The following is a 12232-nucleotide window of genomic DNA, read 5'->3' as shown; positions in this document are numbered from 1 at the left end:
CCGTGACCGCGCCGGAGACCCGCCGCGATCTCGTCGCGGCCGCGCTCGCGGCCGCCCTGGCCGCGCCGCTCCGTCCGGCCCTGGCGGCCACCGTCGGCGGTCCGGCGCCGGTCCCGCCGGACCGTCCCGTCCGGATCGCCATGCTGGTCTATCCCGGCCTGACCGCGCTCGATCTCGTGGGGCCGCAGACCTTCCTCGCGGGCCTCGCGCCCGGCAGCCTCCACCTCGTCGGCGCGGAGGCCGGTCCGGTGACGAGCGACACCGGCCTCACCCTGGTGGCGACCCACGGCTTCGCGACCTGCCCGGCGGATCTCGACGTCCTGTTCGTTCCCGGAGGCGACGGCACGCCCGCGCAGATGGGCAACGCGGCGCTCCTGGCGTTCCTGCGCGACCGCGCCGCCCGGGCCGGCTGGATCGCCAGCGTCTGCACCGGATCGCTGATCCTCGGCGCGGCGGGCCTGCTGCGCGGCTACCGCGCGACGTCGCACTGGTGCGTGCGCGACGCGGTTCTGCCGCTCCTCGGCGCCCGGCCGGTGGCGGAGCGCGTCGTCTTCGACCGCGACCGCGTCACCGCGGCCGGGGTCTCGGCGGGGCTCGATCTCGGGCTGGCGCTCGCCGCGCGCCTGCGCGGGGACGCCTACGCGCGCACCGCGCAGCTCGTCGCCGAGTACGCCCCGGCACCGCCCTTCAGTGCCGGCACCCCCTTCGAGGCCGGGCCCGCGACCGTGCGGGCGGCCGAGGCGATCCTCGCCCCGCTGGTCACGGGGGCGGAGGCCGCAGCGCGTCGGTGAGCGCTGCGCCGGCGATGCAACCGCGCCACGGTCCGGCGCGACGTGCGGCGGCGTCCTTGACGGCGCGCCGCCGTGGCCCGAACTGTTGCGGTGCACGATCCCCCGGAGCCGCCATGTCCCTGATCGCACGCCTGCGCGCCTACGCGGCCGAGGCTCTCGGCGTCGGCACGCAGGAGGCCGTGGACGAGACGCATCTCGCGGCCACCGCGCTCCTCGTCCACGTCGCCCGCGTCGACGGCATCCTGGCGCCGGCCGAGAGCGAGCGCCTCTCGCGCCTCGTGCAGGGCCACTACGCCGACGGTCCGGACGCGGCGCGGGCGCTGATCGAGCGCGCCGCCGCCATGGACGCGGAGGTGCGCGACGTGGCGAGCCTCGTGGAGATGATCCCGCACGAGGCCGACCGGTCCGAGCGCGAGGAGCTGCTGACCATGGCGTGGTCGGTCGCGGCGGCGGACGGCCACGTCGACGAGTTCGAGGAGGCCCTGGTCGAGCGCCTCGGCCGCCTGCTCGGCTTCGACGAGGCCGCCGTCGCGGCGGCCCGGCGCAGCGGACAGCAGGGCGTCGCGGCCGCCTAGCCCCGGCCGCCCGCGATGATCGCCAGTCTGGCCCTGATCCTGCTCGCGCAGCTGCTGGGCGAGGCCCTCGCCCGCGGCGCGGGCGTTCCGATCCCGGGCCCGGTGATCGGCATGGGCCTGATGTTCGCGTTCCTGCTGCTCCGCGACAACGCCCGCCTCGGACTGCCGCGCGTGCTGCCGAAGCCGCTCACCGACGGCACGCTCGAGACGACCGCGCGCGGGCTGCTGATGAACCTGTCGCTCCTGTTCGTTCCCGCGGGCGTCGGCGTCGTCGGCCGCCTCGACCTGCTGCGCGCCCAGGGCGCCAAGCTGGCGCTCGTGCTGGTCGTCTCGACGGCGCTGTCGCTGCTGGTCACCGTCCTGGTCTTCCGCGCCGTCGCCGCCCTGGTCGAGCGCCGCGGCACCGACGGGGAGTCCTGACGCGTGGGCGGCGACTTCTCGCTCTGGGTCTACCTCGCCAAGACGCCGCTCCTGTGGCTCACCGTGACGCTGACCGCCTACGTCTTGGCGGACCGGATCGCCGCCGCGACCGGCCGGCACCCGATCGCCAACCCCGTCCTCATCACGGTCGTCCTGGTCGGGGCGGTCCTGGCCATCACCGGCACGCCCTACGGGGCCTATTTCGAGGGCGCGCAGTTCGTCCACTTCCTGCTCGGACCCGCCACCGTGGTTCTGGCGATGCCCCTCTACGAGCGGCGGGCGACCGTCCTGCGTGCCCTCGCGCCCATGCTGGCGGCCCTCGCGGCCGGCTCGGCCACCACCCTCGCCGTGGTGATCGGCCTCGCGCGGCTCCTCGACATCCCGCAGCCGATCCTCGTCTCGCTGGCGCCGAAATCGGTGACCTCGGGCGTGGCGATGGGCATCGCTGAGGCGCTCGGCGGCGACCCGACGCTCACGGCGATCTTGGTGATCCTCACCGGCATCATCGGGGCGATCCTCGTGACGCCGATGATGAACCTCCTGCGGATCAGCGACATGCGCGCCCGCGGCTTCGCGGCCGGGCTCGCGGCCCACGGCATCGGGACGGCCCGCGCCTTCCAGGTCAGCGAGGTCGCCGGCACCTTCGCGGGCATCGCCATGGGGCTCAACGCCTTCCTGACGGCGGTCCTCGCGCCCCTGGCGCTGCACCTGCTGTTCTGAGGCTCAGGCGTCCAGCCGGTCGGCCACCGCCTCGGCGAGCGACAGGCTGGAGGTCAGGCCCGGGCTCTCGATCCCGAACAGGTGCACGAGCCCCGGCAGGCCGTGCTCGGCCGGCCCGTCGATCCGGAAATCGGCCGCCGCCTCGCCCGGGCCGGTCAGCTTCGGCCGCAGGCCCGCGTAGTCCGGATACAGCGCGCCGTCGGGCAGGCCGGGCCAGTAGCGCCGGATCGCGCCGTAGAAGGCCTCCGCGCGCCCGGGATCGACCCGGTAGTCGAACCCGTCGACCCACTCCACGTCGGGCCCGAAGCGGGTGCGGCCGGCGAGGTCCAGGGTCAGGTGGATGCCGAGGCCGCCGTCGATCCGGGGCGCCGGGTAGATCAGGCGCGAGAAGGCCGGCTTGCCGGTGCAGCCGAAGTAGTTGCCGCGAGCGAGGCGCAGCGTCGGCACGCGCTCGGCCGGGTAGCCCTCCGTGCGGGCGGCCAGGGCCGGCGCGCCGAAGCTCGCGGCGTTGACCACGGCGTCGAAGGCCATCGTGCCGGGCTCGGCTCCGCCGAACGCGGCCTGCCACTGACCGGCCCGCCGGCTCAGGTCCTCGACGGGCGTGCGCAGGGCGAGCGCGCCGCCGTGATCCTCGATCTCACCGAGCAGGGCGAGCATCAGCGCGTGGCTATCCACGACGCCGGTGCGCGGCGAGTGCAGCGCCACGGTGCAGGCGAGATTCGGCTCCAGCCGGCGGGCGGCGCTCCCGTCGAGGAGTTCGAGGCCCGGGACGCCGTTGGCCTCGCCCTGGCGGCGGATCGCCGCGATCTTCTCGGCCTCCCCGTCGTCGGACGCGACGATCAGCTTGCCGCACGCGCGATGCGGAACGCCGTGACTCGCGCAAAAGTTGTATAGCTGCCGGGCGCCCTCGACGCAGTGGTGCGCGCGCTCGGATCCGCCCGGGTAGTACATGCCGGCGTGGATCACCTCGGAGCTCCGGGACGAGACTCCCGTGCCGAAGGCGTCCTCGGCTTCCGCCACGATGACGGCGTGCCCGCGCAGAGCGAGCGCCCGCCCGGTGGCGAGCCCGACGACGCCGGCTCCGACGACCAGGACCTCCATGTGTTCGCGTTCTCCAGCGCGCCCGGACGGGCAGGTGAGTCCTCAATACCGCACTTGAGCCGGAACAACGACGCGCCCGTTGATTCGTCGTTGACCCTAAATCTCAATCCTAAGTAGAAATATCGGCGCGATAAATGCGCGGCTCGGTTGTAGCGACGGCGGACGGGCGCATAATGAGCCCATCCGCCGCCTCCGGCCGGAGCCGAGAACGTCTCAGGGACATGCACCGGCCGTCGGCGGCGAAGAGCCCGACGGAAACCGACGAGCGCCACATCCGAAACACGTAGAATCGAGGTGACGACCATGCAGATGACATCGCCGAGCGTCGAACTCGCCGCAAAGATCCTGAGCGCCTACGTCACGCGCAACAGCGTCCCGGCGGGAACGTTGCCCGACCTGCTCTCCGAGGTACACCGCTCGATCACGGCTCTGGACCAGCCGGCGGAGCCGCAGGTCCGGCGGCCGACCGAGGCGCAGATAAAGGCCTCGATCCGGCCCGACACGCTCATCAGCTTCGAGGACGGCAAGCCCTACAAGGCGCTGCGGCGCCACCTGACGATGCGCGGCCTCACGCCCGAGGCCTACAAGGCCAAGTGGGGCCTGCCCGTCGATTACCCGCTGGTCTCGGCCGCCTACAGCGCCCGCCGCTCGACGATCTCCCGCCAGATCGGTCAGGACCAGCGCCTGCGGATGCAGCAGGCCGCGGAGTGACGTCGCGTCGGTCGCCGGCGCGCCAGGCCGGCGACCGACCCTCACGGCCAGGGCGGAGTCTGCGCCTCGGCGGCGGCGGTCGCCACTTCCTGGATCATCAGGGCCACGAGCCCGGACCACCCGGTCTGGTGCGACGCGCCGACCCCGCGGCCGCTATCCCCGTGATAGTATTCGTAGAACAGGACGAGATCGCGGAAATGCGGGTCTTCCTGCTCGATCCGGCTGTCGCCGTAGACCGGCCTGCGCCCGTCCGGGCGACGGGTCGAGAGGCTGATCAGGCGCCGTGACAGGTGGGCGGCGATCTCCCGGAGCGCGTAGGTCCGGCCCGACCCGGTCGGCGCCTCGACGCGGAAGTCGGGGCCGTAATAGTCGTGGAAGCGGTTCAGCCCGGCGATGAGCAGGTAGTTGACCGGCATCCACACCGGGCCCCGCCAGTTCGAGTTGCCGCCGAACAGGCGCGAGCGCGACTCGGCCGGCTCGTAGGCGAGCCCCAGGTCCCGCCCGTTCCACGCGAAGCAGAACGGCTCGTCCGCGTAGACGCGGGACACGGCGCGCAGCCCGTAATCCGACAGGAACTCGTTCGGGTCGAGGGCGCGGTGGAGCAGGGCCTTCAGCCGGTGCCCGCGCAGCAGCGACAGCAGCGCCGTCTGACCCTCGCCGGGCTCGTTCCAGCGCGAGACCAGCGTCGCGAGGTCCGGGCGGTTCTTGAGGAAGAACACCATCCGGCTGCGCAGGGACGGCAGCCGCGCGAGGTCGCACTCATTGATCACCGCCACCGCGAAGATCGGGATCAGGCCGACCATGGTCCGGGCCCGGATCGGGAGGCGCTGGCCGTCGCGGGTCTCGATCACGTCGTAGAAGAAGCCGTCCGGCTCGTCCCACACGCCCGCGCCGGTGGCGCCGGCGATGAGGAGGAAGTGCTCGAAGAACTTCTCCGCCATGTCCTCGAAGGTCGGGTCGTCGAGGGCCAGCTCGATGGCGATCCGCATCAGGTTCAGCGCGTAGGTCGCCATCCAGGCGGTCGCGTCGGACTGGGTCAGCGTGGCGCCGTCTCCCACCGGCTTCGACCGGTCGAAGATGCCGATGTTGTCGAGGCCGAGGAACCCGCCCTGGAATAGGTTGCGGTCGTCGGAATCCTTCCGGTTCACCCACCACGTGAAGTTCAAGGTGAGCTTGTTGAAGATCCGCTTGAGGAAGGCGTGGTCCGGCTCGCCGGTGAGGGCCCGGTCCAGCTCGAACACCCGCCAGGCGGCCAGCGCGTGGACCGGCGGATTGGCGTCCCCGAAGCCCCATTCGTAGGCCGGCAGCGCGGCGTTCGGGTGGGTGTAGGCCTCGTCGACCAGGAGCAGGAGCTGGTTCTTGGCGAAGTCGGGATCGATGAGCCCGAACACGATCGCCTGGAGAGCAAGATCCCAGGAGGCGAACCAGGGGTACTCCCAGGCATCCGGCATCGAGATGATGTCGTTGGCGCGCAGGTGAGCCCAGTCGCTGTTGCGGCCGTGCCGCCGCTCCGGCGCCGGAGCGGGCTGCGCCGGGTCGCCGGCGAGCCACTCGCGCACGTCGTAATGGTAGAGCTGCTTCGACCAGAGCATGCCGGCGAGCGCCTGCCGCTGCACGAGCCGCATCTCTGGGTCGGCGATCGGCGCCTGGAGCGCCCCGTAGAAATCGTCGGCCTCCGCCTCGCGGGCGGCGAAGACCGCGTCGAAATCCGCGAAGGGCTCGCCCGGCGCGGTCTCGGCGCGCAGGCGCAGGCGCACGCTCCGCGTCTCGCCCGGGCCGAGATGCAGGTCGTAGCGGGCGGCGCACTTCGTGCCGGACAGCGCGTTGACGGCGGCCCGGTCGCCGCCCACGACGCGGCGGTCGATGCCGTCCTTGTAGAAGCCCTCGGCGGGGCCGCTGCCGAACAGCCGGTGCGTGTTCGTCTCGTTCTCGGTGAACAGCAGGTCGCCCGCGCCCTCGGCGAAGAAGCGGAAGGTCGGCATCTCGGGGTGGCGCGCCCAGACCGAGCCCTCCGACCCGGCCATCAGTTCCGGCCTCGGCGTGCCCTGCTTCCACGACCACGTGTTGCGGGCCCAGAGCTGCGGCAGCAGCGTCAGGTCGGCGGCGTCCGGGCCGCGATTTGTGGCGGTGACCCGCATCAGGATGTCGTCGGGCGCGGCCTTGGCGTAGGCGATCTCGACGTCGAAGTAGCGGCCCTGGTCGAACAGGCCGGTATCGAGGAGCTCGAATTCCGGGTCGTCGAGGCCGCGCCGCGCATTCTCCTCGACCAGGGACTCGTAAGGGAATGCCGCCTGTGGGTACTTGTACAGCATCCGCATGAATGCGTGGGTCGGGATTCCGTCGAGGTAGTAGTAGAGTTCCTTGACGTCCTCGCCGTGGTTGCCTTCCTGGTTGGTCAGGCCGAACAGCCGCTCCTTCAGGATCGGGTCGCGCCCGTTCCAGAGCGCCAGGGACAGGCACCAGTTCAGGTGGCGGTCGCCGAAGCCGCCGATCCCGTCCTCGCCCCAGCGATAGGCGCGGGACCGGGCATGGTCGTGGGGCAGGTAGTCCCAGGCGTCGCCACCCGGGCTGTAATCCTCCCGCACCGTGCCCCATTGCCGGTCGCTGAGATACGGCCCCCAGCGGCGCCACGCCGGATCGGAGCGTGCCTCCACGAGACGGCGTCCCTCGGCGGTGTCGAAGAGGTTCGGCGGCACGCCGTCGGGCTTGGTCATACGCGCGCTGCTCCTGCCCCCGCGGATCCGTACGGGATAGAGCCGCGCCGCCGGCAGGGAAAGTCGTCGTCCCGCCGGCGCCGCGTCGCCGCGGGGGGAGCGTCAAACGATGCGGGATCAGACGATGCGGATCGACAGGTCCGGCAGGCCCGCGATCGAGCCCGCGAGCACGTCCCCGCGGACGACCGGCCCGACATTCTCGGGCGTCCCGGAGAAGACGATGTCGCCGGCCTTGAGCTCGAAGGCCCGCGACAGCTCCGCGATCTGCTCGGCCACCGACCAGATCATCTCCGACAGGTCGGCGTCCTGCCGCACGGTGCCGTTCACGGCGAGCCGGATGCGGCCGCGGGTTGGATGCCCGGCCCGGACGACGGGCAGGATCGGCGTGATGGGCGCGGAACGGTCGAAGCTCTTGCCGATCTCCCACGGCTTCTTCTGGTTACCCATCCCGCGCTGGAGGTCCCGGCGGGTCATGTCGAGGCCGGTGGCGTAGCCGTAGACGTGGTCGAGCGCCTGCGCGGCCGGGATGTCGCGGCCGCCCGACTTCAGCACGGCGACGAGCTCGATCTCGTGGTGGTAGTTCTGGGTCAGCGACGGGTAGGGATGCTCGGCGACGCCGCCCGCCACGACCTGCACGGCATCCGCCGGTTTCTGGAAGAAGAAGGGCGGCTCGCGCGACGGGTCGGAGCCCATCTCGCGGGCATGGGCCGCGTAGTTGCGGCCGATGCAGTAGATCCGGCGGACCGGGAAGACCTGCGACTCGCCCAGGATCGGGATGGTGGCCTGCGCGAGCGGGAACAGCGGGTCCGGCTGCGCCTCGGCGGCCGCGGCGGGGCCGAGGCCCGCGGCGGCGCCGGCGGCGACCGCCCCGAGCACGCGGCGTCGATCGATCGTTGCCATGCCTCTGTCCCTTCACCGCGATCCGTGCGCCGCATGCGGGCGATACGACCGGGCGGGACCGGCCGCCAGCGGTCCGCGGCCGGGATGGAAAGGCTCAGGCGGTCCGTGTCACCCGGATCCCCTCCGCCGCGGCCGCGACGCGCAGCCCGGTGTAGTCGGCAATCGTGGGATGATTGGTCCTCACCGGCTCGTGATGGGTGGCGGTGACGACCACGACGGCCGCATCCGCGGCCTCGGCCGCACGGATGCCGGCCGGGGCGTCCTCGAACACGAGGCAATCCGCCGCCGCGACGCCGAGGCGTCCGGCCGCCAGCAGGAAGCAGTCCGGCGCGGGCTTGCCCCGCGCTACGTCCTCGGCGGCCACGAGAAGGTCGGGGACCGGCATGCCGGCCGCCGCGAGGCGGCGCTCCGCCAGCCGCCGGGGCGCCGAGGTGACGATCGCCCAGCGGTGGCGCGGCAGCGCCTCCAGGAAGGCCCGCGCCCCCGGGATGGCCACGATGTCGTCGACATCCGCCATCTCGGCCTCGGTGATCGCGGCGGCCTCGGCCACGGGATCGACGCCCGGCAGGTTCAGCCGCCGGATGGTCTCGACCGACTGCACGCCGTGGATCGTCGGCAGGAAGGACGCCGCGTCGAGGCCGTGCGCCTCGGCCCAGCGCGACCAGATCCGCTCCGCGGAGGCGATCGAGCTGATGATCGTCCCGTCCATGTCGAACAGGAGCGCCGCCAGGGGGCGCGACGGGAGGGCTGACTCGGGCATGGGCGAGGGCTAGGCCGGCGCCGCCGTCCCGGCAACCGGCCCGCGCGCATGGCCGCGTCTCGCGGGCGGCCGGGCCTCCGGGACGCCTTCGCCCGGGGTCGCCGCGGGCCCGCCCGCTTCACGGGCCGATGCCTTTGGTGTAGCGCGGGTGCAACCCCGGGCCGTCGGCGGCCCTGCAGAAGCGAATATCGACCGACCATGCCGAGCCGCATCGACGCCACCTTCGCCCGCGCCCGCGCGGAGAACCGGTCCGTCCTCGTCACCTACGTGATGTCCGGCGATCCCGATCCCGAGACCTCTCTGGAGGTCCTGAAGGCGCTGCCGGGCGCCGGCGCCGACATCCTGGAATTCGGCCTGCCGTTCACCGACCCGATGGCGGACGGCCCGGCGATCCAGGCCGCCGGCCTGCGGGCGCTCAAGGCGGGCCAGACCGTGTCGGGCACCCTCGACCTCGTGCGCCGCTTCCGCGCCGGCAACGACACCACGCCCGTCGTGCTGATGGGCTACTACAACCCGATCCACACCTACGGCGTCGACCGCTTCCTCGACGACGCGGTGGCGGCCGGCGTCGACGGGCTGATCGTCGTCGATCTCCCGCCCGAGGAGGATGCCGAGCTGTGCCTGCCGGCCCTCGGCAAGGGCCTCGCCTTCATCCGCCTCGCCACGCCGACGACCGACGAGCGGCGTCTGCCGGCCGTCCTCGCGAACACGGCGGGCTTCGTCTACTACGTGTCGATCACCGGCATCACCGGGACGGCGACACCGGATTTCGGCAAGGTCTCCGAGGCGGTCGCCCGCATCCGCCGCCACACAGACCTGCCCGTCGTCGTGGGCTTCGGCGTCAAGACCGGCGCGCACGCCGCGGCGATCGCCAAGGGCGCCGACGGCGTCGTGGTCGGCTCCGCGCTGGTGGACGCCCTGGTGCGCTCCCTCGACGGCGAGGGCCGGCCGCAGGCCGGAAGCGTCGGGGCGGTGACCGAGCTGGTGCGCGAACTCGCCGCGGGCGTGCGGTCGGCGGGCGTCGGGCGGGCCGCCTGACGGGCGGGCCGGGCACCCCTGGCGGCGGCGCGCGCCGCACCTGATATCTGCGCGGGCTTGAAGCGGACGGACGCGAGTCGATGGTCGAACCGATGAACTGGATCTCGGAGGTGGTGCGCCCCCGGATCAAGACCTTGTTCAAGCGCGAGACGCCCGAGAACCTCTGGGTCAAGTGCCCGGACACGGGGCAGATGGTCTTTCACAAGGAGGTGGAGGCCAATCACTGGGTGATCCCCGGCTCCGAGCATCACCTGAAGATGGGCGCCCAGGCGCGCCTGAAGATGATGTTCGACGAGGGTACCTGGATCGACGTGGCCCTGCCCGAAGTCGCCCCCGACCCGCTGAAGTTCCGCGACGAGAAGCGCTACGTCGACCGGCTCAAGGAGGCCCGGGCCAAGACCGGCCTGCAGGACGCGTTCAAGATCGGCTTCGGCCGGGTCGGCGGCCTGCCGATGACGCTGGCCGCGCAGGAATTCGGCTTCATGGCCGGGTCGCTGGGCATGGCGGCGGGCGAGGCCTTCGTGCGCGGCGCCGAGACGGCTCTGGAGAAGCGCACGCCCTACGTGCTGTTCGCGGCCTCCGGCGGCGCGCGGATGCAGGAGGGCATCCTCTCCCTGATGCAGATGCCGCGGACCACCGTGGCGGTGCGCCGGCTCAACGCGGCGCGGCTCCCCTACATCGTGGTGCTGACGAACCCGACCACCGGCGGCGTCACCGCCTCCTACGCGATGCTGGGCGACGTCCACCTCGCCGAGCCGGGTGCCCTGATCTGCTTCGCGGGACCGCGGGTGATCGAGCAGACGATCCGGGAGAAGCTGCCGGACGGCTTCCAGCGGGCGGAGTACCTGCGCGAGCACGGCATGGTCGATCAGGTCGTCCACCGGCACCAGCTCAAGGAGACGATCGCGCGTCTCTGCAGTCTCCTGACCAACGTGTCCCAGGCCGGCGCACCGGCCGCGGCCTCCGAGGCGGCCTGAGCCCGGCGATGGCCTCGTCCGACGCCCTGATGGCGCGCTTCCTGGCGCTCCACCCCCGCACCATCGACCTGTCGCTCGGCCGCATCGAGCGGCTGCTCGCGCGGCTGAACCATCCGGAGCGCCGCCTGCCGCCCGTGATCCACGTGGCCGGCACCAACGGCAAGGGCTCGACCATCGCGTTCATGCGGTCGATCCTGGAGGCCGGCGGCTTGGCCGCCCACGTCTACACCTCCCCGCACCTCGTGCGATTCCACGAGCGGATGCGCATCGGCGGGATCGGCGGCGGGCACTTCGTGGACGAGGACCGTCTGGCCGACGCCTTCGCGCGCTGTGAGAGCGCCAATGCCGGCGAGCCGATCACGATGTTCGAGATCACCACGGCCGCGGCGTTCCTGCTCTTCTCGGAGAGCCCCGCCGACGTGCTGCTCCTGGAAGTCGGCCTCGGCGGCCGGCTCGACGCCACCAACGTGATCGACCGGCCGGCCTGCGCGGTGGTGACGCCGATCGGCCGCGACCATGCCGAGTATCTCGGCGACACGGTCGAGTCGGTCGCGACCGAGAAGGCCGGGATCTTCAAGCGCGGCTGCCCGGCGGTGATCGCCGCCCAGGACTACGCCGAGGCCGACGCCGTCCTCTGCCGGCGCGCGGAAGCCGTCGGCGCCGGGCCCGTGCTGGTCGGTAATCAGGACTTCTCCGTGCACGAGGAGCGCGGCCGGCTCGTCTACCAGGACGAGACCGACCTGTTCGACCTCCCGCGGCCGCGCCTCGCCGGGCGCCATCAGCTGGTCAACGCCGGAACGGCGATCACCGCGCTACGTGCCGCCGGGTTCGGCGATATCGGGACGGCGGCCCTGGAGCGGGGGCTGACCGAGGTCGAGTGGCCCGGCCGGCTGCAGCGCCTCGGGCGCGGCCGACTGGCCGCCCAGCTCGATCCCGGCACCGAGCTCTGGCTCGACGGCGGCCACAACATCGACGGCGGCCGGATCCTCGCCGCCGCCATGGCGGATCTCGGCGAGAAGAGCGACGTGCCGCTCGTCCTCGTGGTCGGCCTGCTCGGCACGAAGGACGCCGACGGCTTCCTGCGCAACTTCGTGGGTCTGGCCCGGGCCCTCGTGGCCGTTCCGATCACCGGAACGATGGCCGCGCGCCCGGCCGAGGAGGTCGCGCGGATCGGCGAGGAGGTCGGCCTCTCGACCTACGCGGCGCCGAGCATCGAGGCGGCCCTCGCCCTGGTGCGGGACATCGCCTTCGAGCGCCCTCCGCGGATCCTGATCTGCGGATCGCTCTACTTGGCCGGCATGGTTCTAGCCGCCAACGACACGCCGCCGGTCTGAGTCGTCTCCAGTCTGCCGACTCCCCGCGCGCCGGCTGTATCTAGTGGCCGGCACGCCGGACACCTGTGCAACTCGGATTCTGCATTCGAAAATCCGTCGAATCGCCGCAATCGCCCGGATGGAGACCCGCCCACGGCCACGCTTTCCTCCCGCTGTGGCAGCTAAGCTACATCCTCGCGGGGCCCGATCGC

General features: G+C 72.5%; 12 protein-coding genes. 8 read left to right on the top strand and 4 right to left on the bottom strand.

Translation table 11 applies throughout. The annotated features are described in order from the left end of the window. Positions 1-2 precede the first annotated feature (2 nt). The 4 genes from ME121_RS03385 (at position 3) to ME121_RS03370 (ending at position 2506) form a co-directional block, all read left to right on the top strand. A complete protein-coding gene (locus tag ME121_RS03385; RefSeq protein WP_012320332.1) occupies positions 3-791 on the top strand; it encodes a DJ-1/PfpI family protein in 789 nt (262 codons plus the stop codon). A gap of 113 nt (positions 792-904) precedes the next feature. Then, positions 905-1366: a tellurite resistance TerB family protein gene (locus ME121_RS03380; RefSeq protein WP_024829341.1), complete on the top strand. Its 462-nt coding sequence runs from the start codon at positions 905-907 to the stop codon at positions 1364-1366. 15 nt (positions 1367-1381) lie between these two features. Beyond that, entirely contained in the window at positions 1382-1786 is a 405-nt protein-coding gene (locus ME121_RS03375) for a CidA/LrgA family protein (RefSeq protein WP_012320330.1), read from the top strand. Between the two features lie 3 nt (positions 1787-1789). After that, a complete protein-coding gene (locus ME121_RS03370) occupies positions 1790-2506 on the top strand; it encodes an LrgB family protein (protein ID WP_012320329.1) in 717 nt (238 codons plus the stop codon). Positions 2507-2509: 3 nt separating this feature from the next. Here the strand turns inward: ME121_RS03370 and ME121_RS03365 are convergent, their stop codons facing one another. After that, positions 2510-3607, bottom strand: a complete 1098-nt coding sequence (locus ME121_RS03365; RefSeq protein WP_024829342.1) for an NAD(P)/FAD-dependent oxidoreductase — start codon at positions 3605-3607, stop codon at positions 2510-2512. Positions 3608-3910: 303 nt separating this feature from the next. Between ME121_RS03365 and ME121_RS03360 the strand changes: the two genes are divergently transcribed. Beyond that, on the top strand, positions 3911-4318 hold the full coding sequence (locus tag ME121_RS03360; RefSeq protein WP_012320327.1) for a Ros/MucR family transcriptional regulator: 408 nt from the start codon (positions 3911-3913) through the stop codon (positions 4316-4318). Positions 4319-4359: 41 nt separating this feature from the next. Here the strand turns inward: ME121_RS03360 and ME121_RS03355 are convergent, their stop codons facing one another. The 3 genes from ME121_RS03355 to ME121_RS03345 form a co-directional block, all read right to left on the bottom strand. Further along, positions 4360-7032 (bottom strand): MGH1-like glycoside hydrolase domain-containing protein, encoded by a 2673-nt coding sequence (locus ME121_RS03355; RefSeq protein WP_059408351.1) that lies wholly within the window; start codon positions 7030-7032, stop codon positions 4360-4362. A 117-nt stretch (positions 7033-7149) separates the two neighbouring features. After that, positions 7150-7932 carry a fumarylacetoacetate hydrolase family protein gene (locus ME121_RS03350; protein ID WP_059408350.1) on the bottom strand — a complete coding sequence of 261 codons (783 nt, stop codon included), beginning with the start codon at positions 7930-7932 and terminating at the stop codon, positions 7150-7152. A gap of 94 nt (positions 7933-8026) precedes the next feature. Continuing rightward, positions 8027-8692 (bottom strand): HAD-IA family hydrolase, encoded by a 666-nt coding sequence (locus ME121_RS03345; RefSeq protein ID WP_024829346.1) that lies wholly within the window; start codon positions 8690-8692, stop codon positions 8027-8029. A gap of 198 nt (positions 8693-8890) precedes the next feature. On the opposite strand from ME121_RS03345, the gene trpA reads away from it, so the two are divergent. The 3 genes from trpA (at position 8891) to ME121_RS03330 (ending at position 12041) form a co-directional block, all read left to right on the top strand. Continuing rightward, a complete protein-coding gene (gene trpA, locus ME121_RS03340; RefSeq protein WP_012320323.1) occupies positions 8891-9730 on the top strand; it encodes a tryptophan synthase subunit alpha in 840 nt (279 codons plus the stop codon). A gap of 80 nt (positions 9731-9810) precedes the next feature. Then, positions 9811-10707, top strand: coding sequence for an acetyl-CoA carboxylase, carboxyltransferase subunit beta (gene accD / locus ME121_RS03335; RefSeq protein WP_012320322.1), 897 nt, complete (start codon positions 9811-9813; stop codon positions 10705-10707). Positions 10708-10715: 8 nt separating this feature from the next. Then, entirely contained in the window at positions 10716-12041 is a 1326-nt protein-coding gene (locus ME121_RS03330) for a bifunctional folylpolyglutamate synthase/dihydrofolate synthase (RefSeq protein WP_012320321.1), read from the top strand. Positions 12042-12232 lie beyond the last annotated feature (191 nt).

Origin of the sequence: Methylobacterium sp. ME121 (assembly GCF_000974725.1) — a bacterium.
In the GTDB taxonomy this organism is placed as follows: Bacteria; Pseudomonadota; Alphaproteobacteria; order Rhizobiales; family Beijerinckiaceae; genus Methylobacterium; species Methylobacterium radiotolerans.
The sequence above is the reverse complement of the archived record's forward strand: the minus strand, read 5'-3'. Positions and strand labels throughout refer to the sequence as shown.